The 26,831-nt window shown below is 37.8% G+C and carries 26 protein-coding genes; 15 read left to right on the top strand and 11 right to left on the bottom strand.

Annotated elements, in window-relative coordinates; genetic code table 11:
- Positions 1 to 3 precede the first annotated feature (3 nt).
- Together VK541_RS08550 and VK541_RS08545 are read left to right on the top strand one after the other, a co-directional pair.
- Positions 4 to 1,353 (top strand): hypothetical protein, encoded by a 1,350-nt coding sequence (locus tag VK541_RS08550; RefSeq protein ID WP_324368913.1) that lies wholly within the window; start codon positions 4 to 6, stop codon positions 1,351 to 1,353.
- 71 nt (positions 1,354 to 1,424) lie between these two features.
- Complete coding sequence (locus VK541_RS08545; RefSeq protein ID WP_324368911.1) at positions 1,425 to 1,895, top strand: hypothetical protein; 471 nt, start codon at positions 1,425 to 1,427, stop codon at positions 1,893 to 1,895.
- Positions 1,896 to 2,050: 155 nt separating this feature from the next.
- On the opposite strand, the gene VK541_RS08540 is transcribed toward VK541_RS08545, so the two are convergent.
- The gene (locus VK541_RS08540; protein WP_324368909.1) at positions 2,051 to 4,846 is read right to left on the bottom strand and encodes a S8 family peptidase; all 2,796 of its coding nucleotides are present in this window, start codon (positions 4,844 to 4,846) and stop codon (positions 2,051 to 2,053) included.
- 3 nt (positions 4,847 to 4,849) lie between these two features.
- Positions 4,850 to 6,838, bottom strand: a complete 1,989-nt coding sequence (locus tag VK541_RS08535; protein ID WP_324368908.1) for a hypothetical protein — start codon at positions 6,836 to 6,838, stop codon at positions 4,850 to 4,852.
- A 204-nt stretch (positions 6,839 to 7,042) separates the two neighbouring features.
- Here VK541_RS08535 and VK541_RS08530 point away from each other — a divergent pair, with 204 nt between their 5' ends.
- The 3 genes from VK541_RS08530 (at position 7,043) to VK541_RS08520 (ending at position 9,387) form a co-directional block, all read left to right on the top strand.
- A complete protein-coding gene (locus tag VK541_RS08530) occupies positions 7,043 to 8,284 on the top strand; it encodes an O-antigen ligase family protein (RefSeq protein WP_324368905.1) in 1,242 nt (413 codons plus the stop codon).
- 526 nt (positions 8,285 to 8,810) lie between these two features.
- Entirely contained in the window at positions 8,811 to 9,089 is a 279-nt protein-coding gene (locus VK541_RS08525) for a helix-turn-helix domain-containing protein (RefSeq protein ID WP_324368904.1), read from the top strand.
- A 4-nt stretch (positions 9,090 to 9,093) separates the two neighbouring features.
- Positions 9,094 to 9,387, top strand: a complete 294-nt coding sequence (locus VK541_RS08520; protein ID WP_324368901.1) for a hypothetical protein — start codon at positions 9,094 to 9,096, stop codon at positions 9,385 to 9,387.
- A 449-nt stretch (positions 9,388 to 9,836) separates the two neighbouring features.
- Here the strand turns inward: VK541_RS08520 and VK541_RS08515 are convergent, their stop codons facing one another.
- The 5 genes from VK541_RS08515 to VK541_RS08495 all read right to left on the bottom strand — a co-directional run bounded on the left by VK541_RS08515 (position 9,837) and on the right by VK541_RS08495 (position 13,244).
- Positions 9,837 to 10,637, bottom strand: coding sequence for a hypothetical protein (locus tag VK541_RS08515; protein ID WP_324368899.1), 801 nt, complete (start codon positions 10,635 to 10,637; stop codon positions 9,837 to 9,839).
- Positions 10,638 to 10,645: 8 nt separating this feature from the next.
- Complete coding sequence (locus VK541_RS08510) at positions 10,646 to 10,867, bottom strand: hypothetical protein (protein ID WP_324368897.1); 222 nt, start codon at positions 10,865 to 10,867, stop codon at positions 10,646 to 10,648.
- Between the two features lie 63 nt (positions 10,868 to 10,930).
- Positions 10,931 to 12,424, bottom strand: coding sequence for a ThiF family adenylyltransferase (locus tag VK541_RS08505; RefSeq protein ID WP_324368895.1), 1,494 nt, complete (start codon positions 12,422 to 12,424; stop codon positions 10,931 to 10,933).
- The gene (locus VK541_RS08500) at positions 12,421 to 12,801 is read right to left on the bottom strand and encodes a hypothetical protein (RefSeq protein WP_324368893.1); all 381 of its coding nucleotides are present in this window, start codon (positions 12,799 to 12,801) and stop codon (positions 12,421 to 12,423) included. Before VK541_RS08500 ends, VK541_RS08505 begins: the two co-directional genes overlap by 4 nt.
- Positions 12,801 to 13,244, bottom strand: a complete 444-nt coding sequence (locus VK541_RS08495) for a multiubiquitin domain-containing protein (protein ID WP_324368891.1) — start codon at positions 13,242 to 13,244, stop codon at positions 12,801 to 12,803. The genes VK541_RS08500 and VK541_RS08495 overlap by 1 nt, the downstream gene beginning before the upstream one ends.
- 255 nt (positions 13,245 to 13,499) lie before the next feature.
- Here VK541_RS08495 and VK541_RS08490 point away from each other — a divergent pair, with 255 nt between their 5' ends.
- The 3 genes from VK541_RS08490 (at position 13,500) to VK541_RS08480 (ending at position 16,220) form a co-directional block, all read left to right on the top strand.
- The gene (locus VK541_RS08490; RefSeq protein WP_324368889.1) at positions 13,500 to 13,922 is read left to right on the top strand and encodes a hypothetical protein; all 423 of its coding nucleotides are present in this window, start codon (positions 13,500 to 13,502) and stop codon (positions 13,920 to 13,922) included.
- A gap of 11 nt (positions 13,923 to 13,933) precedes the next feature.
- A complete protein-coding gene (locus VK541_RS08485; RefSeq protein WP_324368887.1) occupies positions 13,934 to 14,347 on the top strand; it encodes a hypothetical protein in 414 nt (137 codons plus the stop codon).
- 412 nt (positions 14,348 to 14,759) lie between these two features.
- Positions 14,760 to 16,220 (top strand): hypothetical protein, encoded by a 1,461-nt coding sequence (locus VK541_RS08480; RefSeq protein WP_324368885.1) that lies wholly within the window; start codon positions 14,760 to 14,762, stop codon positions 16,218 to 16,220.
- A 767-nt stretch (positions 16,221 to 16,987) separates the two neighbouring features.
- Here VK541_RS08480 and VK541_RS08475 read toward each other — a convergent pair.
- From VK541_RS08475 to VK541_RS08460, 4 genes are all read right to left on the bottom strand, one after another.
- Entirely contained in the window at positions 16,988 to 17,593 is a 606-nt protein-coding gene (locus VK541_RS08475; protein ID WP_324368883.1) for a hypothetical protein, read from the bottom strand.
- Positions 17,571 to 18,032: a hypothetical protein gene (locus tag VK541_RS08470; protein WP_324368881.1), complete on the bottom strand. Its 462-nt coding sequence runs from the start codon at positions 18,030 to 18,032 to the stop codon at positions 17,571 to 17,573. The genes VK541_RS08475 and VK541_RS08470 overlap by 23 nt, the downstream gene beginning before the upstream one ends.
- A gap of 369 nt (positions 18,033 to 18,401) precedes the next feature.
- A complete protein-coding gene (locus tag VK541_RS08465; RefSeq protein ID WP_324368879.1) occupies positions 18,402 to 19,151 on the bottom strand; it encodes a metallophosphoesterase in 750 nt (249 codons plus the stop codon).
- Between the two features lie 4 nt (positions 19,152 to 19,155).
- The gene (locus VK541_RS08460; RefSeq protein ID WP_324368877.1) at positions 19,156 to 19,773 is read right to left on the bottom strand and encodes a hypothetical protein; all 618 of its coding nucleotides are present in this window, start codon (positions 19,771 to 19,773) and stop codon (positions 19,156 to 19,158) included.
- 476 nt (positions 19,774 to 20,249) lie between these two features.
- On the opposite strand from VK541_RS08460, the gene VK541_RS08455 reads away from it, so the two are divergent.
- The 7 genes from VK541_RS08455 to VK541_RS08425 form a co-directional block, all read left to right on the top strand.
- Positions 20,250 to 21,293, top strand: coding sequence for a hypothetical protein (locus VK541_RS08455; RefSeq protein WP_324368875.1), 1,044 nt, complete (start codon positions 20,250 to 20,252; stop codon positions 21,291 to 21,293).
- A gap of 95 nt (positions 21,294 to 21,388) precedes the next feature.
- Positions 21,389 to 22,567 carry a site-specific integrase gene (locus VK541_RS08450; protein ID WP_324368872.1) on the top strand — a complete coding sequence of 393 codons (1,179 nt, stop codon included), beginning with the start codon at positions 21,389 to 21,391 and terminating at the stop codon, positions 22,565 to 22,567.
- A gap of 102 nt (positions 22,568 to 22,669) precedes the next feature.
- On the top strand, positions 22,670 to 23,221 hold the full coding sequence (locus VK541_RS08445; RefSeq protein WP_324368869.1) for a hypothetical protein: 552 nt from the start codon (positions 22,670 to 22,672) through the stop codon (positions 23,219 to 23,221).
- Positions 23,222 to 23,386: 165 nt separating this feature from the next.
- Complete coding sequence (locus VK541_RS08440) at positions 23,387 to 23,725, top strand: hypothetical protein (RefSeq protein ID WP_324368867.1); 339 nt, start codon at positions 23,387 to 23,389, stop codon at positions 23,723 to 23,725.
- Positions 23,726 to 24,072: 347 nt separating this feature from the next.
- Positions 24,073 to 24,582, top strand: coding sequence for a hypothetical protein (locus VK541_RS08435; protein WP_324368865.1), 510 nt, complete (start codon positions 24,073 to 24,075; stop codon positions 24,580 to 24,582).
- A gap of 255 nt (positions 24,583 to 24,837) precedes the next feature.
- A complete protein-coding gene (locus VK541_RS08430) occupies positions 24,838 to 26,166 on the top strand; it encodes a protein kinase domain-containing protein (protein ID WP_324368863.1) in 1,329 nt (442 codons plus the stop codon).
- Positions 26,167 to 26,173: 7 nt separating this feature from the next.
- A partial coding sequence (locus VK541_RS08425) for a PP2C family protein-serine/threonine phosphatase (RefSeq protein WP_324368860.1) occupies positions 26,174 to 26,831 on the top strand: 658 nt, incomplete at its 3' end.

Below are 26,831 nucleotides of genomic sequence, written 5' to 3'. Positions count from 1 at the left end.
ATCATGAAAACAAAGCTCAGTGCAGTTTTTTTAGCACTTCTATTTATCGGCATTTTCTTCGCATGTCGTAAAGATTCCTCAAGTCCAAATTCTGCAGTAGTAAAAGAACAGTTGGCAGATCCTAATTACCCGATGAATGTTGCTCAGGGTAAGATGTATTATAAATCCCTTATAAAGAAAGAAGGTAAAATTGTACTCAAATCGGCGATCTCCACTTCTTCCGAGACGCGGAAGAACAAGAAATTCGCAATTTTCAGTAAGGCAATAACAACTGAAAGTTCCAAATTTACTTATTTGGAAATGCCTTTGGTTTATAACAAAAGGCCGTCGGTTATCTTGTCGTTTAACAACGTCAAGGAAAGTAAAGATGTCATTCAAAAAATACTTCGTGGAAGCTTTGACAGATTGGTTATTTATAAAGATAAGGCAACGGGTAAAGTCAATCAGAGGATTATCACCTTTGTTCCTGATGTAAGCTGTCTTGGAAAATTTTCCAAAGATGTTAAATCTAACAGAACCGGTAAACTTGACCGAAATTTTAGTGGCTGGTTAGTCTATTCTAAATGGGATGGTACAAAACTGTTTGCTATTAAGATCAATAATGGTAGGGCCAAACACAGCATTAAATACAAAGGTAAAAAGAATATTAAAGAATTAGCTTCAACTAGCACCGAAAACTGTGTTACTTATGAGACTATTGAATATGAAATAGATTGCTTCACAGTTACCGCCGAGGGCGGTGAGGAAGTAGAGATCTGTAATTGGTCGGAAACGGGAGCTGTTTGGTATGAAACGATTTGCGAACCAGTGGAGGATGAAGAATGGGAAGAACCTGGAGATCCAGAGTGTTATGAAGATAATACCTGTTCTGAAGGTGGAGACTATGACGATGCAGAAGCAGTTTTTGATACGGATTGTGAGAGCTTTTCTTTTAAAAAAACTACTGCTGCCAACTGGCAGGAAGCCGGTCTGAATAAGATTTCGTTAAAAATGGCGTGGATCGGTAGTGGTGGTTCTGTTTTGGCATACCGGAACATTCAAGTGAATCATCTGGTTTATGGACTTCCGACATTTTACACAAATGCAAACGGCACCACAACTCCACTGAGTGGGGGTGAGGCAGCAAACATTGCCGCCGCTGCTACAGAATGGGCACGAAACATGACATATACAGAATTTCGGGCTTCGCCGACGTATCCATCTGATGCCGCCATGCAAACCTATTTTAAAGCTCAGGTAAATACCTATATGTCGAGCCATATGGGCACGGCTGGTGTAACTGGAAGCGGTAGTAGCGCTATTGTTTTTAACGATGAGGAAAGGAGTCATTATACAGACCCAAATGATTGTTAATGAAATTCGTTCTAATTTTTATTTGTATTTTGATCAGTTGTTCAGATATATTTGCTCAATCTAAAAAAAATATGGAACTGCAAGAGGTAATTTTTGACACCGCAAAACTACGGACATTTGTTGACGATAATTTTGTAGACATTAAATTGACCAAGTTGGAAAAGACCGCGGCAGGACATCCGTTGATATTATTGCAGTTCAATAAAATGCTGGCACCAATGGCGACCAAATTCTCTTGTTTTGGAATCCCAGTAGACAGCCTGTATATCTATCAAAAAAGTGAGAATGAATATTGCACATATATTATTTTGCAGATCGACAAAGCTAGTTTTAATAAATTGAGTATTCACCTTGGTTATCCAGAAAATGTTCCCAAGGAGGATTATATAAAACGAGATTTTGATTTTCTTTTTTGGCCGCTCAAAAGTTTTAATATGTTTGTCAATAAGGCATATTTTCGTGATTCCACATCCGATACGTATATAATTCAGGCATATAATATGCCATACAAGGAAATCTTTGATAAAACAACGATTTATTAATCGAAACTCTTAATCAACAAGAGCCCGGACTATTTATGTTCGGGCTCTTGTTATACTAACATTATATATGACAGGGGGGAATTATATCTGAATGCTCCTCTTGAAATATTTGTCACATATTATTAGAAAGATCCCACATCTGAGAAAATATCTGCCTATTTTATAACAAGCATTTTTAAAGCCTTGCGATAAGATTTATATTTCATTTCATAAAAGTACATTCCGCTAGCTAAATCAGCAACTTTGAGATCTATGTGATTCAAGCCCTGAGGATAATCTTGGTCAGAAATTGTTTGGAGCCTTTTGCCAAGGGGGTCAAACAAAGTCAGACTTACCCTTCCAGACTCTGGGATAAAGAAAGCTATAGTTCCTGTATTATATACGGGATTTGGAAAAATAGTTTTTAATTCTGGTTGGATCTTACTGTTCGACATAACTTCATCATAAACAGATTTCTTACTTGCGTTTCGTCCGCTGGCTATTATATCTTCGAGGGAATTTCCGGCTAATAAAGCAAAGCTGAAAGAAGTGGTTGATTTCGCTTTTATCAGAACAGGTCCATAACCTAAGTATGAACAAATATCTGATTTTTCGGATATATTTTCTCCCAATTCGGATTTTTTTATCCCGCTAGAAATCAATTCAAATTTTTCATTTTTAGTAAGTCGACTATCTGAGAGCGGATTACCTGGCATACCATCTACGAGAGGGTAGTAATTAGCAAATAAATTTTCATTCAGGAGCTTAACGCCGGCAAAGACGGTCGGATCTTTTTTGGCATAAGCATAGGCAACTTTATCAGTTTTGTCAAACTTTGTTAAATCATTTGAGTTATCACTGATATCCCAGTCCGTAAATAATCCCAGGTAAAAGTTATTTAACGGGAAATTATTGGTGTTGGTTACCGAGTAGGTTACAATAATATAGTTTTCCGCGTTAATACCTTTAAAGGCTTTATGTTTTTGATCGATTATTATTTTGAGTCCGTTATTGTTGCTTAAGTCGTCGAAAGAGGCCGATAGGATAGCTATCGTGTCGCTTTTAAGTTGCTGGTGAACTTTTAGTTTTGTCTGAAAATCCTCATCAGCGAAGGTTGACGAGTTTCTAGTGTTATTAGATAGTTGACTGCTTGACATTCCTGCAATCAATGAACATTCATATAACAGATTCTCTGAATTATAGATAAAGCCCTTTCCAAGAGCTGCATCTGTATTCCGATATCCAACCCTGCCATTGCTAGTGGCGGTTGTTGTTATTTTATTGAAACTATAGTCGAGATAATCGTTATTTATTAACTTATTGAAGTATTCGCTATAAGAATAGCCGTCATCATTGCTATAAGTTATTTTGAACTCGACAATAGTATTGATTGATAGCTCTTCATCGATTTTAAATTTAAATGAGCCAATTTTCTTTGTTTCAAGTGATTGAAGATTGCCTACAAATATTATCGAGTCTAATAAAGTGATTCCTGGACTATCTGTGCTTAGAGTTGCTCTTATATTTGTTGTTGACGCAAGAAAGTTTTTTATGCCGAGCTCTAATGAAACTGTTTGCCCATTAACAGTAATGTCGTCAGTTGAATATTTTAATGTTTGGTAATGTATTGATGGCAATGTTTTGGTAAGTGCATGATATAAGTTTAATCGTCCCACCCCAAGCTTGCCTTTGTAGGAGGTATTTATTTCATCTATGTGATCGCTCGTAACTTTTAGTTTTTCAGCGATTTGCTCTAGTGTTAATGACGGAAAATGCGATGATAACAATGCGATGGCACTCGATATGATAGGGCTAGCCATTGATGTTCCTGATTTGAGACCGTAACTATTACCATATGTTGTACTAAGAATATTTGTGCCCGGAGCGGAAATGCCAATATATCTGCCATAGTTGGAGCTTGTGCCTTTTAAATCGTCATTATTTACGTTGGAAACTGCCAATACTCCTTCGTATGCTGCAGGATACTGAGGAGTTTCAAGATTGTCATTTCCGGCAGCTGCTACTACTAAACATCCTTTGCTTATCGCATATTTGATTATATCATTACCAAATGAAGAGTTTACTGTATTGCCCCATGAGCAGTTGATTATTTTGGCGCCATGATCAACTGCATACTTAATCCCTTCATAACCTCGAAAAATGGTTAAGCCATTATCATCTGCGGCGCATTTCACAATCAGCATCTTTGCATTTAAGCTTAAACTCGCAGTACCCATGGCATTATCTGATACTGATGAAACTAGTCCGCTAACATGGGTTCCATGTTCAAGCTCCTTAGAAAATATTCCCGGGTCATTGTCTTCGTTTAAAGTGTTTTGGTTATTTCCTGCGAAATCCCACCCGTAGAAATTATCTGTATAACCATCGTCGTCATCATCTATGCCATTTAATGGATCAGCCGTATTGTATAATATATTTTCGGAAAGATCCTCGTGGTCCAAATCACATCCTGTATCTACGATACCAACAATCACCTTCGCTGAACTTTTATGTAGATCCCACGCCCGATATGCATCAACCTGCTGAAAATATTTATTTGACGATAACAGTGGATCGTTGGGTGTAGAATAAACCTTATGTACATAACTTGGCTCGCAGTATTCTACATTTCTATTTTTCCGTAGCTCACTAGCAACCATCTCAACGGAGACTTTATTTGGGAATTTAATGATGAAGATATTTTTTAAAATAGAAGATGTATCGTTAAAAGCTTTTTCAACGGTAAACGTAGAAGTGCTGTTTAACTCTAAAGAAGGCATCGTTCCAGGATTATTCGCTGCATTTACCTTTTGCCGATATTTGAAGATAACTACGCCGGGAATATGGTTCGGAACTCCAGTTACCTGATGCACTTTGTCAGATTGCATGCCGATGGATCCTTCATTTCTGAGGGAGTAACAAGCGGTCATACATAACACAAGAATTCCGGGAATGGCTAAGCGCAGTCGCATCTATTACCACCAAATTTGTTCGTCGTGTTCATATGTGAAAATTCGTTCTTCATTACCTCTGGTGTGATTGTGGAGGAGATATAATCCATTTGATGGAACTTTCTTGAAGATCAGGAATTGATTCGGCGCTTTTTGTTTGCCCAAAGACATCCAAGAACCATACTTCCAGATAAATAATTCATACAGATCACCCACCAAAATAAAATTCGTATCGCTTCTTGGAGCGTACCGAACCTTGGTAATTACAGATGGTTCTTTCAATGACAATCCAGCCCATCCAAAGGTTTTCTTTCCACCCATGAAAAAGGTAGCTGGATCATTATCAAAAGCATTTGAGTAGGGTGAGCCTGCGTCTTTAGTCACTTCGGGATAGCCTATGACTCGCCCTTCAAGTTTACTTTCCAGACCAACTTCATTTTTTGTAAAAAATTCAAGCTCTGCGATAACGGCGTTTTTTTTCATTGGCCCGATCATCCTCACATATCGGAATTTTTTGCTTAGCTTGAATTTAATTTCTTCAAATTTTGAAGGCATATTCACAATAGAATCCAAAGTAATGGCATCGCTAAAATCTGCTTTATTGGAGACTTGAAATTTTGCTCCAATGGAGGTTTCCATGTTTTTCTTATTAACCGGCCAACTAGGGTTTTTTCGGGTGACTTTCATGTCAAGTGTTGCCGTTTTTTTTGGAGAGAGAAAATGAATTGACCCATTTTTAGATAAAATGAAAGGATCAGAAGCCGGTATGTATTCGTCATTTAAATAGAACATAACAATATAGGCCAAGTTCGATCCAATGTCTTTAAACGAGGCATTATTTCCTGACACTTCACCCCAATCCTGAGCTCTCCATCCAGCTTTAGCGTAAGAACAAATGACTGCCGAGGTAAATTTGTGAGTATTATTAATCGGATTAGTCACCGGAATTTTGAAAGAATATGCCTTTACATAGGTCTTGGTGACATCTTTTCTTCTATCATCTAGTAGAGCCGCCGGGACTTCGTTGGTATCGCGAGGTAATAGTAAAGTTTGGCGCTTAAAAGTCATTCTAAAGACTTTTGCCAGCCTATAATGGAATCGCTCTACCCCGCCGAACGGGACAGTGACTGCATCAAATGAAACGTTTTTGCCGTTTTCCAGAACAACAGTATTCCAAAAATGGCTGTTTGGCCTGTCTCCCCATTGGGGTGTGTAATCGATCCCAACCGGAACACCATTTGCTCTAAAAATCCTGGCTGTCTGGGCTACTATTTGCTTGCATGTGCCCCTCTTGGCGAGAATCATATTAGAAAATGACATATCAAATGGATATTCCCAAAGTATATGGTTCGTATCATAGATCTTTTCAAGTGCGCTGTTGGCGCTGTCTACCAAATTCAACGTATTCAAATTTTTATATTTGTCAAAAATTGGCTTATGCATTAAATACGTCTGCTGTTGCCAAGGTTCTGGTTTCTCATTCAATAATTTATAAGGGAGAAGGTATTCACAAAATTCTTCAAACGAGAGGTTTTTACTCCAGCGCGTTTTATAGCTTTTAAATGCGTAGTTGATGTTTTTTATAAGATCGTCACCTTTCAAAACCTGGTAATCTTTTACAATATTGAGTTCATCAGCTGTTGGTGTTCCATATTTATTAACTAATGAATCCCATTTCGCTTTAATAACCGGGGAGCTTTTATAGACGAACTTCTTTTTTTGAATGTATTTGCCAAAAACCTTAAAAATGGCATCATAATTATCGATTTCATCCCCCTGCAAACTATATTTATCCTCAAGGTTTTGGAGCATATAATAATATGCTTTTAACTTGTCCGAATCTTTCTGCTTTTTAAAGTATTGGATAGGCTTTAACAGTTCGGATTTATTGTCTCCAGAAAGGGTTAATAGGTTTTCTACTTCAGCCGGTATAGGTTCCGAACAAGATGAAATGACAGCAAAAGTAACAAACAGGAAAGTTAATTTTCGAGCGTTAAAGTATTTAGGGATCATACTGAGTGAAAATTTCGCTAAAGATAGTTATTGAGGAGCTAAAACTAAAATTATAATAATTGATAACAGGAATTAAGAAATTCGAATTAATCACAAATTTATGTTTTGTCAAAAAAATAGGCGTTATTTATTTGTTTTTATAAATTTGACGGTTAAAATTTACATTTTTGAGCAAAATACTTCTAACGATTAATCGATATAGAAATGCCGTCTGTCAGCTCATTAAAAAAAAACAAGTACCCGTTGGGGTTTTATATTTGCTTTATTATAGTTTTAAGTTTACTATTCGGAAGTAGATCGTTTTTGATCGGCGCATTCACGGCAATCACAATCCTAATTTTTATTAGTATAAATGGAAAGGTTTCACGGCGACTTCAATATTGTTTACTTGTGATACCAATTATTGCCCTTCCGGTGGTCTCAATATTTATCAAGGTGGATTCTTCAAAAGGTCGGTTGTTAATTTATAAGGTTTCGACTGAAATTGCAAAAGATCATTATTTCCATGGTGTTGGGATTCACAATTTTCCAAATTATTATTGTCATTATCAGGAAGTGTATTTTGAAAGGGGTGACTTCACTCAATCGGAACTTTTGTTGGCAGATAGCGTCAATTTTGTATATAACGATTATTTTCAGTTGTTTATCGAATTAGGTTTAATCGGGATTGCTATCTGTCTCTGCTTCTTATGGCTGGTCTGGAAAACCGTAGATACCGTAAAAAGTCACTTACATAATAATCTAATGACTATAACGGTGTTTAACATAATTACGATCGCAGTGGCTGCGCTATTTACTCATGTATTTGATGTAAATTACTTTCAGTTGGCATTTGGTTGTTCATTGTTGATATTTTGGGGATTTGTTTTAGGATTACAAAAGTTGAGACATACCATAATTGTAGTTGGTTTTGTTGTTGGAGTAACGACTTTTCATTCCTATGACCGCATCTTGTTACACCGGGAGTATTCAAATATGAAAGAGGCTAAAACGTTATTTAAACAAGAGTTTTATGGAGAAGCAGACTCAATTTGTAAATTGTTATATCCAGCATTTAATGGAAATGAACAATTTTTAGATCTTTATTCACAAGCCCTTTTTTATAACTATAAAGTCGGGCAAAGCAAACGTATTCTTAAGAGATTAATCGCCATACGTGACAGTTATGTTCTGCAAAGAAGGTTGGCACTCTGTTACTTAGATGAACGGAATATCAGAGAGGCCGAAAATGCACTTAAACGGTCCATCAACATGGTACCTAATCGTTTTTTATCAAGATACGATTTGTTCAATTTGTATTTTGACAACAAACAATATGCTCTAGCGCAAACAGTTGCCTTAGCAATCATCAAACTTCCCGTCAAGGTGCCGTCTCCGATTATCAGAAAAATTAAGCAGGAAACATCCCAAAAGCTTTTAACACTTAATAAACTTTCGCTTCGGTAAAATCAGCCGTTCTCAAACTCGTAAACCAGTCATTAAAATATCATCACTATTCCGGTCCAGTGATAGTTTCCGGGTCTTCCTCACTCATATCTTTGAAATCAGGAAGAAAATTGATTGAAAAGCAGCCTTAGATCTAAATACGGCCACTTTGCGCCGAAATTAGGTAATCCGTTTGGAGCGAAACAGGGCGCAGTCAAAAATGCGGAACGAATGGCCTTATTTGGTGAAATGCCGATCTAATGACAAATTCTGCCTTTATTTTGGATATGGCTATTTTTTAGCAATTATTAACCCGTTTTATTTTACCAATCTTTCCAATATCAGATTTATATAATCGCTTGTCACTTATTTTGACGAAAGTATTAGTATACCTCAATGACCATTGGAAAAAAGGATCGCATGTAAGTAATTTAAAAATAGCAAGGTGGTAACAGGGTGTGAAAAATATATTGATCTCTACTAGAGATTTGAATAATCAAAAAATCTATTATTGCCGGATACGATTAAAAATATAAATATAATGCCTATGACAACATTGGATTTAATTACCAAAGAGGATCTAGAAAATTTCAAAAAAGAATTTTTTGAAGAATTAAGGAATCTCAAAATGGATGGTGCGGATAAGATCTCAAAGAAATGGCTGAGAAGTTCGGACGTAAGGACGCTGCTAGGCATATCGCCAGGAACACTACAAACCTTACGCATCAATGGCACACTTCGTTTCAGTAAAGTGGGGAATATCTTTTATTACAAAAACGAGGACCTGACTAAAGTCCTTGAAGAAAACTTAACCAAAACTAGTTAAGCCAATGAAACTGTCATTTCCTATTGAGAATTTTCTGGAACGGGCAACAGGCGACTATCGGCTGCTGCCCTCACACCTTAGTCTATTCATGGCGATATTCTATTATAGCCCGGCTAATGCGAAAGCTGAGTTTCGTGTTTGTCGGCGAAAGCTGATGCAGTTTTCACGGATCAGGTCTTTATCCACCTACCACAAGTGCATTGCGGAGCTGGTGACCTATGGTTATATTGACTACAAGCCGTCTTACGATCCGATTCGCGCCAGCACAGTTTCCTTAATTCAGGTGGACAGTGGTTAGTGGTCTACAGTGAAGTTGTTGTTTAACGCGATAGTCCTTTTCCAAAAAGAAAAGGAGCAAGCGGAAGTTGGGCAGAGCCCTACTTTATGCCCTACGCTGCTGCTGGGGCATGTTGAAGTATACTCCTGGTATACTTTGATGGGCTGGTGCTAATAAGAGGATAGAAAAAAGGAGACTGCTGAGTATACTTTTATTGGAAAGAAGCCACGAAGGCGGTTCTCATTTTCATTCATGATTAAATGGCATACTGCACCAGTTTTTAAAGGCGCCAGGCGTTTGGTGCTCATCCCGCCGCTCGCTTGCGGCCTGCGAAACCTTTGGGGTTTCGCTTTTAACACTACGGAAAGGCATTTTTCTGCAGAAGATCGCCTTAGATTGTGCGTGTCTATCTTGCCCTGATTTTGTTTTCATTTAACATTCATGAACTACAAACTAATGCAGGAAAGAGACTAAGGCTTTCTGTTTAGTTTTTCTAAATAATAGGTTTTGAACCAATATATGTTATTCATATCCTCGAGCTCATCCCATACTTTTTCATTATCGATCTGTTTGAAATGTCCGATCAGTTTTAACGGTTCTTCAAGTCCAGAGTTGTCGAAAAAATATGTTTGATATGATATTTCAGCCGCGGCATGAAGAAGCTCAAGAGACCTGTAATATCGTTTTTCGATTTTATCTTCGTCCACATCGTGTCCTCCCTGTAGTACTCTAAGTTTTACACGGTATTTGTTGATTTCAGGGGACTCAGTTGAAACGAAATACAAATATACCTTGTAGCCCTCTTTGGCGGCCTGTTCCATAAACTCAATGTTAGATTCATGGGAGAAGACGGTCTCAAATGAAAATCTTTTTTTTCTAGCCAGCAGGGCTTCTCTTAAAAATCTGGCGATAAGTTGCGCAATTCTGTCTTTAAATAATGGTTTTATCACCAAAATATGATTTTCACTAATCGCGATAGCACTTTCCAGATCTTCAAGGCTAAAGTCTCTCCCCAGAAGACCTGAGCTCTTTGCGAAGGCTGTAAATTCGCCCTGGTTTGAAGTGATTTCGTAAGTGGTTAGAGAAAATGTCCCCTCGGATAAGTTTTTGGCAATGTCATCTGCATTGATATAGATCCCAAAATCTATTTCTTTTCCATTGACTTTACTTTCTCTTATTTCTTTGATAACGGTGCTTTTGCCGGAGCCGTTTGGTCCTGCAAATATCCTAAGACGAAGTTGCGGACTGTTTCGCGTTGCTGTAGCCATCAAAGCTAGTCCTATTTAGATCCCACTTCTGAGACTTTCTCGATGTCCCCATTACTATACTGCTTTACCAGCCATCCGTCTTTCACAGCTACGACATAACCCATGGTTTCCATAGCATTTTTAGCAGCAAATTTTCCTGCACTTTTAGCTTTTGCAACCAGCGTGCGTTTAGTAAGATAGGAAAACCCATCGCTTGTGCTGTCTTTTGAAACGTTGTTATTAGCTTTTGACATGATATAAAGTTACAAATATATTAATAATGTAGTGTTATTAATTTGGTGATTAAAAAATCTGCGCTAGTCAATTCGACTGAACATCCTGCTAGTCCAATCTTTTAACTGTTGTAGCCATGTTTTTCCTGGGCTTTCCAGGACTATTTTTTCTGCTGAGTTTCTTGATGCGGCAGCGGCCTCATGGGTAGAAATTAAATGTTTGTTTATCTTATCTCCCGTAGCTAGGATAGGTAAGTTATCACAGTTGTTTTTGCATGAAAATGGAAAATCAGCATCTATATTACCAGAATTAAAGTCATATTCCTTCGGTCCGTAATATTGCCCTTTGGGCATTAAAACCATGGAAAGAAACTGATGCATTTCCATTGCAGCTACGCCCATACTGAAAGCATACACATTTTCACCACCGTTGACGAAATGTTCTTTAGGCAGCCCTTTAATGTAGTGTTGGTCCTCTAATAAGCCTGACATTTCCAATGATACATCCTCGGGGGTATATTGACCAATGCATTTCATGCAAATTCGGCCAGGTCCGCAAGCATGTGCTTTCCATCTGGCCTGATGCAGATTACTGTGCTTTTTATTGATTTCCGCATCTATGCCTCCGTCTATAATAGGGATCAGGTTTGCAAACGAAATTCTATCTAGGATGTATCTAGGCCAAGGCCGGTCTACGCAGCAAAAGAGCAGGTCACAGTCCAGAGCAGCTAACATGCCCTCAGACTCGACAATGCTGTAGGGTACTGCGCTGATGTTACCCGCTGTGCCGGAGGAAATGCTTTCCATGTATTTTTTAATCTCTTCTACTTTCAACTTACCTATTGAAGCCGGTCCTATGCCCTGTAGCCTGTCCAAATTTTTACGTTCAACTTTGTCAAAATCAATAAGTACAATTTGCTGTACGCCAGTTCTAACTAGGGATTCGGCAATTATAGATCCGACACTTCCTAAGCCGACAATACCAATTCGGAGTCGGGCGATGGCTGATTGTTTTGCCTCTCCCCATGAGGAAATGGTTCGGGTGAATTCTTCCCCAAAGAGTACCTTAGGGGACAGTTCGTCATAAAAAGAAACATGCAGACCTTTTCCGACCACTCTGACCTTGTTACAAAAGTGTCTTTTATAACTTTTTGGCGCATCTTTAACCCAGAACCTTGCGCTCCATAAGCCATCCTGGCTCAAAGTCATCCCCAATAAGGGTAGTGCTGTAATTGCTTTTACTCTGGGCGCAAGCATACTTTCTGCCTCAACATCATCCTGGCTCATTCCCTGCCATCCATAAGAAGGGTGGCTGTGCATAAAACAGATACCGCATTTTTTTGCAATTGCCCTGGAGGTGACCCTATCCAGGAATTGTGGATTGAAACTGACATTACCATGTACTTCCCTATCTCCCTTTTCTGGTAATATTATTTCCAGTATTGATGCAAAAGTGCTGCTTTTGGAATTGCTAATTTCATATAATGCAAAGCAGAGGTCTTCCTGTCCATCCCTGCGGATCAGATGGTCCAATAAAATTTTGTTATTTTCTTCTGATATGGCTACAGCGTAATTCATTCGAAATCTAATAATGTTCTTAAAAATGCCAGGTAAGTTTTCATATTCTTATCGGTGTTCTCCCAGTCACTAAACGGTCTGCTCCAGTATTGAAATTCTCCACTGGGCTGCTCACGAGCGTGTATACCTCCAAACGGATGACTCCCCCCGCCGCCTGTTATCGGTAGAATATGCGGTTTAATGTGGGGCCCAGATGGCGGTATGACGGGAAACTGAGGGGCATTAATTGCCACCTCAATTTCTTGTCCTTTAAAGCGTCCTAGAGGAATTCGGAAGAGAAATCCGATAAAGTCTAGCACCTTCCCATTCGGAGATGAGTAGGTTATCACCTGATAGCCCAGTTTTTCAAGTTGATCTTTTATTTCACTAGTTCCCATCACGAAACGGTTGTACTGGAAAGTTTGCAGCTTACAAATTTCATCTTGTTAACTATGGCTATGGTATAGTCCATGTCGTTCTTGTAAGTGATTTCTTTATGTTCCTGAATTTGTTTCAGGTAATGATTGTCGGCCTTGATTCCGGCTAACACCAGTATCTCCTTTGGTGTCATGAAAATTTGCGCAATTGGATAGCGTTCATCATCCACTTCAATTGTTGTGGAAGGAAGCGGCTTGATTAAAAACGTTTCAATCTCGGGATTGGTCAGGTCAACAATCTCATCTAACTGAATCGGTTCAAATTCTTTGTGATTTAGCTTGAACAATATTTCATAGTCCAAAGAATGGGGTAATCCTACCAGTATTAATAATCCTTCTCCCGAAATGTTGGGAGCGTCATACTGGAATTTTTTTTCGTTTACAAGGATATCAAATGGTTTCATAATGTAAAAGGAAGTTTAATAGCCCTCCATCAGTATATGCTAAGTAGATTATTTTTTTTGCCGCCAGATGGAAAAAAAAATTAAGTTTACAGCATATATAGTTGAACGCTAATGAATTTTAACAAAAATATATTGTCAGGTCAAGCCCTCTTAGACAGGTTGAATCAGGAAAATTGGAGCAGTATTATTCCAAAACTGCATTATTATTCTCTGAACAAACTCCAGCGGTTCGATTTTCTTCATAACTTGTATGATGTGAAAAACTTATCGGCACATTTTGCCGATGAAGCAATTCGACTGGCATGGGAGCAGGAAAGGAAATGGAACATTGATTATTACCCTGATCTATATTCTTTTTTAAAAGGGATTGTTGACAGTCTCAGGTCGAACTTTTTGCACTTAAAAGAAACTGAAATCACCGATGCACTTCCAGAAAATGAAGAGATGCTGATGTCTCAAATCACCAGCGACCCGGAGAAAGATTACATCATTAAGGAAATGGAAGAGGACATTGCCAGAATACTGGCGAGTGATGAAGAAGCATTATCTGTTTTTGAGTGCCTGAAAGACGGGCTAAAGCCTCGGGAGATTTCCAAGGAGCTGGACATGGAGGTTGAAATAATCTACAATATTGTCAAAAGAGTACAACGCAAATTAAAAAAATACGACATCAATTAACAACCAAAAACATGGGAACTAAAGACAAAAGCCTCCAAAAGCATTTAAATGATGCGCTTATAGAGATTAGTGACAGTAATGATGTTCATAGCTTAGAGCTCCTTCGGGAAAGCGGAATAAATACCACTTCGCTATTGACCAGCTCTCTGGAGAAAATCAAGGAATATAGTGCGGCGCTCTCCGGACGCATAAAGGATGACACTAGACGGATTAAAGTAACAGAATTGAAAAACAAAATAAGTGAGTACCTAATGCTGCACCCTGAAAAAGCTAACCGCATAGTTCAAACTTTTATTCACGGCAAAATCCCTGCTAAGCAGTTTCAAAGCTATTCCAAGCTCGAAAATTCCATGTTCGAGGCAATCGAGGATGAGTCGATACTTGAAGATCTAATCGAAAAGCTAAATGCAGAACTCAAGTCTTAGTCGGGCGAAAATTCAAATAATTAAAACATTATATTACAATTACGCTTAATAATAAATAATTATTTATTCATATATATAATTAGTATATATGTTATTTCCATATATTTATATATGGTATTTGTTATATTTGCGACCAAATAAATTTAATATGAATTCTATTAATAAGCTAGGTTTCACTGATATTTTGAAAGCTAATACAACTTTCAAGTCAGAGAAAAACATAGAAAGTAAGAAAGAATTGGATCGATTTATTGTCAGTACGAGAAAAGAACAAGAAGATGTGTTAAGGTTGAAACACCTGAATGATAATCAGCTGAAAGTTATTATCAAGCTATAATTTCTGGTGGACGTTCTCAAGTATAATCCTTCGAATCTCTCGAAGGAGCTTTCCAATAAGCATACCGATGTCGAAATGGTTAAAACTAAAAACCATTTTTCATATTTCAAGAATTACTTGGGGGTTGATGGGCTTAACGCTAAAACAATGGTGATTGAGGAGGAGTATGTCAGCAAGGATTTTTTGCATGATTATGCCAGTTATTATGCCTTCTGTTTTACCCATTACCATAAATTTTGCAGGAGAATTCATTTTTTTTCGAGAGCTTTTACCTTGGAGGACTTGAACAAAGCGATTGTTGGCGAAAATCATAGATTGTGGAATTCCTATTTGGGATTTATTGTGGTTAACCCAATTCCAATTACCATGATCGGATACACAGTTTTAAAAACTTACTCCGCTGGTAAAAAGAAAGACTTGAGAAAATACTGGGGATTGAGGGACTACAAAATTCACTTGTTCGGTAAAGTCTTAACAATTAATTCTTTAGCTTTCCAAGAGCAGGACAATGTACTGGCAGCCTGCGCAACAACGGCTATCTGGTCCATGCTAAACAAAGCCTCAGTTGATTTGCATACGACTTTAAAAGTTCCGAGTGAAATCACTAAAGATGCAGATCGCCTTCAAAATGACGGAAACAGGCTATTTCCGAACAAAGGTTTAGGTACACTGCAAATTTGCCAGGCAATCAATAATTCAGGTCTAGCACCAGAAGTAAGGACTGGGGTGGTTGAAGTTGATAAACACAAAGAGGAGGGAGATTATTTTATTAGTAACACCTACCTTAAGAAAATTATCAACGCCTACGAGTTGATAGGCATCCCTATTATCTTAGCGATCAAAGTTCCTTACAAAGGTGCGTATGGCTATCATGCAGTCGCGGTTTGCGGTCATAAAATAGCTGATAAAGGCCATGCGCTTTATGATATAGGTCCTTATGTAGCCAACAGGATTGAAAAAATCTATATACACGATGACCAGTTCGGACCTTTTGCCAGGGCGCCTTTCATAGAGCCGAATGGTCTGGAGACACAATGGACATTAAATGATAAAGATAAGCTGCCTAGTTATGTAATGAACATGGTAGTGCCGGTATATCCCAAAATCAGGATATCCTATGAAGATGTAGAGGCTATCATAATCGGGCTGCATAGAATATTGATTAGGGCGTTCAAAGAAGAATTCAAAGATCCATTATTTTGGGACATCAAGTTAAATTACAGCCATTGCTTCAAAGCGCAAGTACTTGGCTTTGCCTTGGAGGAAAAGGAAAAGCTGGATATTGTTAGTGGGAGCTTGCCTAAATACATTTGGATTGCGACTTGTTACGTAGGAGAAGATAAATTCATGGAATTGACCTTCGATGCAACTGATGTGAGCAATGCGATGCTTGGTAAAAATGTAATTTGCTATTTTGATACAGATGTCAAGTCTTACCTTAAGAGTTACCTTATTGATAATAAATTAGGGCTAAGAAAAATTTTCAAAGACAGAAGCGGTGAAAATTACTTGGATTTTATGATCAACAATTTGTAAGTTGCCTTACAAGGACTCCCGTCAAATCATTTTTAATTGCTTTTCAAGGCCTAGCAAAATAAACGGCGATCTGAAATAATTAACTAGCTATTAAGCTAATAATATCGTTTTTCAACATTAAGCAAACTTGACAGCATTTTTATTCGATAGGTATCAATCATAGTAGATACTTCAGTCGAACATCAAGGCAGTAAATTCCATTTTTTTCGTTTAGCATATTATCCCCGCGCATTTGGGGCCTGCAAAACCAGAGGTTCTTGCTTTTGGTGGGTACGAATTGGATTCCATTGCGATGTAGACAACCCACCTCGGCCAGACCAGTTTATCGCCTAACCGTGTACTTCCTGGCGCAAAAAAAATTGACCGAATTACAAAAAATCCATATATTTGATATATAGCATTTGCAGTTATAACGGCATTAAAAATCAGTGAGTAATTCGGTGAGTTTTACCTGAAAAACGTGAAAAAAATATTGAATTAGAGGCCATGAAATGGTGGGGTTCGAGTCCCGTCCGGTCTCTATCTAAAACTTGCCAGTGAATATTTGCATAATTTCGCTTCCCAATCTTTGTATTACTATTTTTTTTTGGTAATTTTATTATATAGCAATTGCAGCTAAACGTATTCTAGGTGAGGTGAGTTATTCGGAGAGTAACAAGTTTTAAGACTTGCTAATTCATTGAAAATATGATGGTTAACGAAGGGGTTCGATTCCCGTCGAGACCACTTACTTTGCCAGTAGTTATACATAACTGCTGGCTTTTTGCTCATTCTCCGTTTGTCTTGCGTAGTTCTGCTAGCACATTATTTCCTTCTTCAAATAATTTTAACCACGGAGAGGAATTGTTTTCAATGTTTTTCATTTGTTCCATGCCAACATAAATCCCCTTGTTTGTTAATAGGTAAAAATTAACTTCATCTGTTGATGGTAAAGTTGTCTTTTCAGCTTTTGTTGTGTTTTCAAGAAAGGTCTGCGCTAAGCTTACAAAGTTCTTAGCGGCACTACTTACGTTTTGATGTTGTCCTCCACCAATAACACCGCCGCCTGAACTTAAATACAAACTTGCGTCTCCTGTGTTGTAGGTAACTATTGATGCTGTGGCATCATTCATCCCCCAGTCCATGATAGTTCCATAAACGACAGTTTTGTTTGTTGGCAATGAAATACCAAGTTGTTCTGGAGTTACTGTAAATGCGATCTTTCTAAGATCTCCAAAGGCATTTTCTTCTGATTCCTGAGCTTTTGGTTTGGAGGAGTCTTGGGTTGACGTTAATTGATTGTTATTAACGGCTGATTTGTTTTTACACCCTGAAATGTAGTAAATAAGTCCAATTGCTAAAATCACCCTACTAATTTTGATTGTCATTTTCATATTTAATTAGTGCATCTATTTCTGAAGCAAGGTCATCCAACATGGATTTGTGCCTAACTAATGCTATAATCCAGTTCATTCCGCATAGCCAAAGAAAGGCAGCTATTGGAATCCAAAGTATTTGTGTAAGTATCCCAGCAATCACAGACATAATTCCAGTAGTGATAAAGAGACGATACATAAAAAACTCATAGGTCAAAATTACATGGCCTTCTTTTTCAATTATACTGAAAATTCCTTTTTCAATTGATACCATTATGTTCCAACTCCCATAATAAGCACCGGGCTTAAAACTTAATTTGTTGCTTTCTATAATGATATCCTTAGCTGGCTTATTTATAATAAAAGTCCTTATATGTTGTAGGATTTTTGGGTAGTTTTCCGGAACTATTTTTTCTTTAAATGTTGTTGAGTATTTAATCGAAAATGGGAAAGGCATTGCTTGAGAGTTATTGAACGCTAAAAATCTAATTTATAAAATATTAATTAGGTATTGATATTTAAATTGTGGTTTGATAGGTGCGCTTCATATTGTAAATATATAAAACTAAATAACATCGTTAAACAGTTTGAAATCTGTCTCGCCGAGATATTTAAAATCATCCTTCCTGGCCTAGAATATCAATAATGAGCTGTAAATCCTCCAAAAAAGAGTTTGAAATCGGTGTCTTCGAGACCACTCGTTTTGCCAGTAGTTATACATAACTGCTGGCTTTTTTGCTTCAAGGGGCTAAAAAAGGGGCGAATTTTTTGGGCTGATTTGGGTAAAAATGGTTCGTTTTGAACAGATTGAATGTATCTGTTTTGATTATGGTATTTCAATTATCAGCTCACTGTTATACCCATTGTATGCCTCATTAATGTACCCATGTGGATTACAGATAATTTCGGTCTGATCTATCTTATACCTTGCTGGTGTATGGATATGTCCGTGTATCCAATATAAAGGTTTATACCTGATAATAAGTTCTTTAAGATTAGAAGCGTAGGCTGATGTCACGGGATCGTCTTTGTAAATCTCAGGCACAGATTTTATACTTGGAGCATGATGGGTAATGACAACATTCTTTTCATTTCGGCATTCTTCAAGGCTCTCCTGCAACCAAGATTTCGAAAACTGATGGATTTTATAAGTGTCAACAGTTCTCAATTTTGAATAGGATGGGTCTCTGCGGATTTGCTTATAGTCATTCATTTTTGCCTGACAGATGTTCCCATATTCAACAGGGTTTCCAAACAAAGAAAAGTCTGTCCACAGGGTTGTGCCATGAAAACAGATTCCATCTAGTTTAATTCTTTCATTTTCAAGAACATGAATGTTGGAGTTTTTTGATGCTTCAACAATTTTGTGCAGTGTTTTGGGATAAGAACCTTTATAGTATTCATGGTTGCCGAGAATATAAATCACTGGCTTATGCAGAATGTATTTCTTGACCCATTCAATGCCTTTAATACCAAGATTGGTGTCTCCGGCTAAAACAACCAGATCGGCATTGTCAAATGTGAAATCTGAGATTCCGAACTCCTGGTGTAAATCGCTTATAATTTGAACCTTCATTTCTTTACCAGATTTTCCACCATCTCCTTTTTGCGGGTTGGTGTTTATGCATCAGATTTGCTTTTTCAACAGTAGGTTTAAATTCGTGATGGCACCAGCTTCCACCTCTGACATTTCGTTTTTCAAGATCGACAACAAATTCCACCCATTCATCAGATTCGGCAGTTGGTCTATAAGCAACCCCTCTTACTAGATTTCCTTCAATAATTAATTCTTTGATTCCATCCCATGAAATTCTTTCGGTACTCCAGTGTTCTCCGCTTATCTCAAAAACTGTCAAATGTGTCGAGTCCTGAAGAATAAGCCTTCCATCCAAAGTTTTAATAGCCGTTTCATAAAGTGCTCCAAATATCGAAATAGGCTTATGAAAGTCGGGGTTCATCAAATAACACGTTCCTCCGGCAATTACCAAAATATAAGGATCATCCTCAAATTCATAAACTGCGTCCAGTCCGGTTAATCCCGGCTCAAAGTTGCCAACCCAAGTTGTGTCTTCGGAAGTATAAAATCGAGCAACATAACCTTCGGAATAATATGCTTCATTGTTTTCGCTAACAGGAATATACATTGGTCCATACGATGGCAATGATTCTAGTATTTCATATCGCTTGGTCTGTTGCATCCTCTTGCAGAGTGTGATTTAAGTAGCGCCTAATATCGCTCAATTTACGCAACACTTTGTCATCGATCAATTTTCTGTTGAGCGCAACGCATTTATTTCGAGTGACCTTAGCCCTGACTTCGGGTGAGTTCATCTCTCTCGGGCAAGAAAAAGTGACAGAAACGCAAAGTTCTTTGGGTCACTTCATGATATAAAGTTTAACGATTAATCGTCTTGGCCCCTTAATGCATTAGGTTCGCAAATGGTCTTGATTCTTCAGAAACTTGATGTGCCTTTATAAGGCATTCAGCGAAATGGACTTGAGTATGAGGCAAATTCGCCCCCTTCTTTTCACATACACACAACTTAATTATCCCCAGCCGAACCGATCCGGAACAATCTCCGAATTTGGGTTTCAAGGGGACTTTGCGATCGGGAAGTTATACAGAGTATCAGGCTTCATGGTGAAGCCTATTAATTAACATAAATCATATAAAATGGAATTGAAAGAAACATTTCAAATGATCACCACGCAAGAGAAAATTAATGATGCTCAGAAATTGCTTCTTCTGTGGATATTCATCAATAGTGGTGATGATTTCTACTGTAACTCTTCGAACCAGGAACTCGCTGAAATATTGTTAAAACATCCCACAAATATCAGTAAAGCAGTTTCTGCCCTCAAAAATCAGGAGTTACTTGTCGAGACAACTATTGATGCCAAAAGGACTTTAGCTCTTAGCGATTTCGCTAAACCCCTTATTATTAAGAATAAAGTAAATAATTCTTATTTATCTTTTAATAAGAACAAAAAAATAACTATTAAGGATTGTGATGAAATCGCAATCAAACTCAATCACACTTTTTTTACATGGGACAGCCATGATGTTCGTAACTACCTGCTTGAACGCACAAAAAATCACCCTGGTTTGAAAGGCAATAGAACTCCTGAGCAATTGAAGATAATTCTCACTTCGATTATAAAGGGGGCAATTAAAGAGAGGGCTTTGGTTGAAGAAATACAAATTGATTATGAGCGCTCCTTATTAATTATGCAAAACGTTGTGAAAGAGGTGTGCGGATACACTTCTGTCGCTCCAGTCGAAGAGATTGATGATATAGCATTAAGAAGAGAAAGAAATGAAAGGAACCTGCGAAAAAGTATTAAAAAAAGTTACCAAGAAAAAATGATAGACATTTCAATGAACCCTGCTCAATTACAAGAATTTTTTACAGGTAAAAAGCTTGTATCAGTTACAGGACATATTAGCCGCGTGTACGAAGCTGGTTATCCGCCATTTTGCAATATCGTATTAGATGCAAATGATAGCGACGACATTATATATGCAACCATATTGTCAAATCACTATGAAAACTTAACTGCGGAGCTTCGAGGTTACACAGGGTTGATAAAGATCATGGGCCAGGTAGCTGTCAGCGGGTACCATCATAAAAATATAATCAAAAGTATTGATGAGCTAAAACCGATTGAGTTTTTAGAAAGGTCAAGCTTTGTCAATCCAAAATTGAGGCCAAAATAATTTTCTCACAAACCCTGTTAGTTACGAAATAAACATATAAATAAATTTTTAGAGTGAAAAAACCGCTGGAACTTTCCAGCCTAAATTAAAATGTTATGAAACTTACATACAGTATTAAAGCAGTCCTGAGATCGGATAAGAAAAAAGCTGATGGCACATGTCCAATTCATTTCGCTGTAAGAGTTGGCCCTTACGTGACAAGAATATCATCAGGTAAGTCCGTTTTGCCAAAAGAATGGGACGAGAAGGCAAACAATGTTAAGCGTACTGATAAATTCAATCAACAATTGTCGGTATACATCGCCAGTAAAGTGAGCGGTTGGGAAATGTTTATGCTGAAGCAAGAAAGCCTGGGTAAACCTACAACTTTAAATGTGGCGCTTGCTTACCTTAAGGGTAACGCAGAAATCACCCTATTTGGATTTTGGACCGATCAGATGAAGCTCTGGGAGTTTGAGAAAAAACCTGCTACGCTCAAATCGTATCGATCAGCTGCGAGGGTTTTACAACAATTTAACAACAAGCTCAACTTTGGCGATCTAACGTATGACTGCATTCAGAAGTTTGATTTGTTCATGCGCAAAGAGCGAAATAACTCCACAAACGGATGTTTTGTGAAACACAAATGCCTGAAACACATGATTAGGGAAGCCATCAGCAAAGGTTTGATGGATCATTCACCGTATGAACACTTCAAAATAAGAACAACAAAAGGAACCCGGACATTCCTTTCGATCGAAGAAGTGAACTTGTTAGCCGATTTAAAAGTACCTGAAAAAGAGGTCTTTCTTCAGATGGCAAAAGACATCTTTCTATTTAGTTGCTATACCGGATTGAGGTATTCTGATATCAACAATCTAGCATGGGGTGACGTCAAATCCAATCCAGATCGAATTGAGATCAAGATTGTGAAAACAGAGAAGCCTTTACTGATACCCTTAATGGTCAAGGCCAAAGATATTCTGAATAAATATTCAAAATTGACCATAAAGGTCGAGATCAAGAAAGCCTTGCCTCAAATGGCAAACCAGGTTGTTAACCGCAATCTCAAAGACCTGATGAAAATGGCCGGAATAAGCAAAAATATCAGCTTCCACTGCGCCAGGCACAGTTTCGCTTCCAACTTGGTTGAAATGGGCACGTCAATAATATATGTAAAAGACCTTCTTGGGCACGCCAAGATTGAGCAAACCATGATTTACGCGAAAAGTCTCACTGGAAATCTATTTGATTCGGTCAACAACCTCAACGATAAATATAACCATGCCGTTTGACATGGTAAAATCATCGCCGAGAATAGTTAACGCCATGAAAAATGATATCAGATTGGAAATATAAATTAAGCATGTAAAACACCAGAAGACAATAGAATGAAAATGACCCAGAATATTGACGCAACCATACTTCGGTATGTTCAATCACCAAATATTGACAGCTTCAAGCGCAAAATCAAATCGCTGAGCACAAACGAGGAATTGATACTGTTTCTTGAAGAAACCTCAAGTACTATTAAGGAAACCGATGTCAAAATCCTGTTCCTACATTATGCCAAAAAGCTCATTTCTCAGATCGAGAGACCAATCGATGAGGAACATTACAGAGCCTTTCAAGTTGAATATGATCAAGACAGGATGAATTTTAATCCAGAATTGTGGATAAATGCAGAACTGGAGTTTCTGAGGGTATTGCATGAATTCACTCGTTTAAAAAATCAACCTGAGAATTTAGAACTGGGTAAGGCTTCAAATTCGCCAATGCCATTAATCAGACACGATGCAATGCAAAAGCTTTTCAAATGGAGCAGAACTACTTTGAACAGGAGGATAGCACTCGGGTTACCCTATCACGAAGACCCTGCGAAAGCCAAGTTCTTCGATGTCAATGAAGTAAATGAATGGATCAAAGAAAACAGCAGTCTCATGAATTAATTTTCCCTGATTTAAACTAAGCCTGATTCCCGAAAAGGAATTGGGCTTTTTCATGCCTTTTCTCACGCAAGGCAAAAGAAGTGGTGAGGCGATGGATAACGACCTGCCGAAACCTAGATCGCACGACTCTCAACAAATTTCGATGTAAAAACTAAATCAATACAGATGAATCATAAAAAAGAATTCCCAAAACAACAGCACTGCCCAGCCTGCAATAGGTATGTAAAGTACTCTGAACGTTACCCCAATTATGCCTGTGCAAAATGTACAGCTAAAGCCGTTGATAAAAACGGGGAAACCATCACCTTTTTCAATACAACTTTCGACGGACATGGATGTCAGGGAAAATTGATAGCGACCGATACACTGACCAGTTCAAAGATCTGTTTCATCAAAGGAATTAAGTTTAGAGCTGATGAGGCTTATCTGGGTGGTATTGTCCTGTTACCGGATGTAAAGCTTAAAAGAAATCGTAGAAAGTCTGATGCAGTTAAGGCGATATAAATACCTCCGCTGTTTCACGTTAATGGAATAATCAATGAGCGATGGTGCGAAGGATCATTTTTACTTATCACATTTATTTTAGACCTTCGTCAAATCAAAATTTATTGCATATAGAATAGACAAAAGAAACAAACATATCATCTAACCGCATTGCGTTAGCTTCAACTTGTAGAGAAAACTGGTAATTTTTAAACGAACAAGAGAAGTAGCTATCGCTCACGTCACAGGCGTGGGCTTAGTTTACTTGTTCGTGGGTATACCAGTACCTCTCTACAGTAGGCTACAGTTCCACGCCTGCCTTTTTTAACCGCCTTTTTTGGAACTGGAGGTATCAAACCAACCTTCACATGAGTAAACTCTTTACATTCACCATGACCATTTTATTGTTTATCGCTACATTGCATTCTGCTAATGGTCAACAGAAAAAAAAGTCGTCAATTCCCTCCACAGGGTTCATCTATGTAACCGACACAGATTCGAGAATACCATTCAGATATAAAGCGACATATGTTACCGATGAAAATGGAAACTATTTATCAAAATACAAAGTACTTATTCATGGTGACTACAAGTTTGATGTGATCGCTAAACACATCAAATCTGAAAATAAAATTATAGTAGAGGTGCATCAAGCTGGTGGTGGAATTTTAAGCTTGGTTAGCAAACAAGAAACCACATATTCAACCCCCACAATGTCCGCCTTCGGATTTAAAGGTGTGGGTCAAGCTTTGGGTGGGAACCGAGTACCAAATCAATTGGCCGTAAAATTTTCAAATAAAACTTACACCTACATAAAGGTGATCGATGTTTTGGGATACCATGGAGGAGACGGAGCGGAATATTACGCATTTAATTGAACTTTATCTACAGGCTTTTACAGCAAATCCGCCCTATAGCTTTACCTGTTGGGGCGGATTCACCAGAAATATGGCTTATTGCACCAAAAAATTGCCTTAAGTTCTAGCCCTAGTTCGACTATCTGCTTTTCTTGAAACGCCACCTTTGTCAACGCAGTAGTTGGGACCAATGTTTAATGCCAGAGATTTGTGGTAAATATTTCATTCAATTTAGGTATGTTTATTTAAATATAAATTAACTTAATCTCTTGTCGAATGAAATATGAATTTGTTGACCACATTGCAACTGGTGGATTTGGTAAGGTTGAAAAAGTCCGAGGTGAAGACGGCCAATTATATGCCAGAAAGACCTTTGAGCTAGACAAAAAAATGATTGATGACGGATTTGAAGAAAATGCGAAGAAACGATTTATTTACGAAGCTAAATATCAAGCCGGCATTTCACACAAAAATGTTGTGCCCGTCCTGGAATTGTTTGTCAAGGAAAACCCTCCTTATTTTATAATGCCACTAGCTCATAATTCATTAGAAAAAGATACTAAAAACGGCCATATAGATAGTTCCAATTTCATGTTCCCCGTGTTGGACATACTTTCAGGCCTTGAAGAAATTCATTCTTTGGACGTTTATCACAGAGATCTTAAGCCAAGTAATGTTCTCCGCTTTTCTGACAACGAAGGTGCAGATTACTATGCAATAGGCGACTTTGGCCTAATGAGTGTAACTCAAAGAACTGGATTAACTGTATTGACATCGACGGCTATGGCCAAGAATTCGGACTTATATACCGCGCCAGAAATAACACAGCACTTAAAAAATGGTACAATAGCGTCAGATATTTATTCTGTAGGCTGTATAATTCACGATTTCGTCGGAACGGGGAGCCGGGTTCCTTGTAATGAGATAGTAGATGGATCAACATACTCGGATATATTGTCCACATGCACTAAAAATGATCCAAAAAAACGATTTAAAAGTGTAACATCTTTACGGGATTTGCTTGCTACGTTTGATACGGAATCATTTGAGGCTAAGACGGAGATTGGAATAAGAATTACGGAGTATTTATCTAGAAACCCGGTTCTACTAAATGAAAATGAGATTGAAGAAATTACAAACTATATAAGTTCCCAAGAAGATACTGGTGAAAGACATAATGCTGTTCTTCAAATCGACTTAGATCACATCAAAGTCATTAAGGAGTCCAACTCGCTTGGGAGATTTGCAAGTGTGTATTTTGATTTTATCAAAAGCAGTAGTTTCCAATGGAATACTTGTGATGCGTTGGCATCAAGAATAAATTTCTTAATTTCGGGCGAAAGCATCAGCGTACAAGCTGAGGGTATAATGGCTTTGCTATATATGGGCACAAGACATAATCGATGGTATGTAGAACGTTTGTTTGTTGACAAGGTTGGTCACTCAGCTGACGAAAAATTAATTCGTAGATTAAATATTCAATTTAGTGTTGATGATAAAGAGCTATGTTACGCTTTGAGTCACTTGACATATTCAATTGACTTTTCATATGAATCTTTGCATCCAACATTATACAAAACGGTTAAAACTATTTGCAAATTATAATAACATCATGGAGAAATTTGGCTACACCAACGCTGGCCCAAGAAAGACAAACGAAGACTATTTAGGATATGAGATATTTGGGGAAACTGGATTCTTTTGTATAGCAGATGGTGTAGGCGGGAATAATTGTGGTGAGTATGCCTCAAAATTCTGCGTTGAAAAATTTATAAAAAAAATAAAAGAGCAGCAACATGAAGCTTTAAATCTGAAATTGATGATGCAGAAGGTCAATTCCGAGTTAATTGCTGAAGCCTCCCTCAAGCCGGACTGCAAAAACATGGCTACTACATTCATTGGTGTATTATTTGATAAAAAATTAGCAAATATAGTGCATACAGGCGATAGTAGACTTTATGTTTTGAGAAAAAATGGACTTAAACAGCTAACAGAAGATCATACGGAAGCTAAAAGGCTGGTAAAGGAAGGGTTGCTGACTTTTGAGGCTTCCTTGACATACCCAAGAAAACATATCCTAGATAGTGCATTAGGTATGGAAGGTGATATCCTAGTAACACATATTCAATTTGAGTACGAAAAAATGGATAGATTTCTTTTGGCCACGGATGGATGCTATGATGTTTTTACAAAAAAAGAAATACGAGACATTTCGATTACAAACAACGTATTTGAAAATTTTTGTAATTCGCTTCAAGAAAGGCTGGAGT

Source organism: Pedobacter sp. (assembly GCF_035317785.1).
Classification (GTDB): domain Bacteria; phylum Bacteroidota; class Bacteroidia; order Sphingobacteriales; family Sphingobacteriaceae; genus Pedobacter.
This window is presented reverse-complemented; position numbering and strand designations above follow the sequence as displayed.

Coding starts and splice junctions, on each gene's coding strand:
- VK541_RS08505 (WP_324368895.1), bottom strand. CDS start 12,424: ATGAATTACGCTGTAGCCATATCAGAAGAAAATAACAAAATTTTATTG.
- VK541_RS08455 (WP_324368875.1), top strand. CDS start 20,250: ATGGAATTGAAAGAAACATTTCAAATGATCACCACGCAAGAGAAAATT.
- VK541_RS08445 (WP_324368869.1), top strand. CDS start 22,670: ATGACCCAGAATATTGACGCAACCATACTTCGGTATGTTCAATCACCA.
- VK541_RS08440 (WP_324368867.1), top strand. CDS start 23,387: ATGAATCATAAAAAAGAATTCCCAAAACAACAGCACTGCCCAGCCTGC.
- VK541_RS08525 (WP_324368904.1), top strand. CDS start 8,811: ATGACAACATTGGATTTAATTACCAAAGAGGATCTAGAAAATTTCAAA.
- VK541_RS08430 (WP_324368863.1), top strand. CDS start 24,838: ATGAAATATGAATTTGTTGACCACATTGCAACTGGTGGATTTGGTAAG.
- VK541_RS08550 (WP_324368913.1), top strand. CDS start 4: ATGAAAACAAAGCTCAGTGCAGTTTTTTTAGCACTTCTATTTATCGGC.
- VK541_RS08530 (WP_324368905.1), top strand. CDS start 7,043: ATGCCGTCTGTCAGCTCATTAAAAAAAAACAAGTACCCGTTGGGGTTT.
- VK541_RS08485 (WP_324368887.1), top strand. CDS start 13,934: ATGGGAACTAAAGACAAAAGCCTCCAAAAGCATTTAAATGATGCGCTT.
- VK541_RS08460 (WP_324368877.1), bottom strand. CDS start 19,773: ATGCAACAGACCAAGCGATATGAAATACTAGAATCATTGCCATCGTAT.
- VK541_RS08435 (WP_324368865.1), top strand. CDS start 24,073: ATGAGTAAACTCTTTACATTCACCATGACCATTTTATTGTTTATCGCT.
- VK541_RS08450 (WP_324368872.1), top strand. CDS start 21,389: ATGAAACTTACATACAGTATTAAAGCAGTCCTGAGATCGGATAAGAAA.
- VK541_RS08475 (WP_324368883.1), bottom strand. CDS start 17,593: ATGAAAATGACAATCAAAATTAGTAGGGTGATTTTAGCAATTGGACTT.
- VK541_RS08540 (WP_324368909.1), bottom strand. CDS start 4,846: ATGCGACTGCGCTTAGCCATTCCCGGAATTCTTGTGTTATGTATGACC.
- VK541_RS08545 (WP_324368911.1), top strand. CDS start 1,425: ATGGAACTGCAAGAGGTAATTTTTGACACCGCAAAACTACGGACATTT.
- VK541_RS08480 (WP_324368885.1), top strand. CDS start 14,760: ATGGTTAAAACTAAAAACCATTTTTCATATTTCAAGAATTACTTGGGG.
- VK541_RS08495 (WP_324368891.1), bottom strand. CDS start 13,244: ATGAAACCATTTGATATCCTTGTAAACGAAAAAAAATTCCAGTATGAC.
- VK541_RS08500 (WP_324368893.1), bottom strand. CDS start 12,801: ATGGGAACTAGTGAAATAAAAGATCAACTTGAAAAACTGGGCTATCAG.
- VK541_RS08510 (WP_324368897.1), bottom strand. CDS start 10,867: ATGTCAAAAGCTAATAACAACGTTTCAAAAGACAGCACAAGCGATGGG.
- VK541_RS08465 (WP_324368879.1), bottom strand. CDS start 19,151: ATGAAGGTTCAAATTATAAGCGATTTACACCAGGAGTTCGGAATCTCA.
- VK541_RS08535 (WP_324368908.1), bottom strand. CDS start 6,838: ATGATCCCTAAATACTTTAACGCTCGAAAATTAACTTTCCTGTTTGTT.
- VK541_RS08470 (WP_324368881.1), bottom strand. CDS start 18,032: ATGCCTTTCCCATTTTCGATTAAATACTCAACAACATTTAAAGAAAAA.
- VK541_RS08520 (WP_324368901.1), top strand. CDS start 9,094: ATGAAACTGTCATTTCCTATTGAGAATTTTCTGGAACGGGCAACAGGC.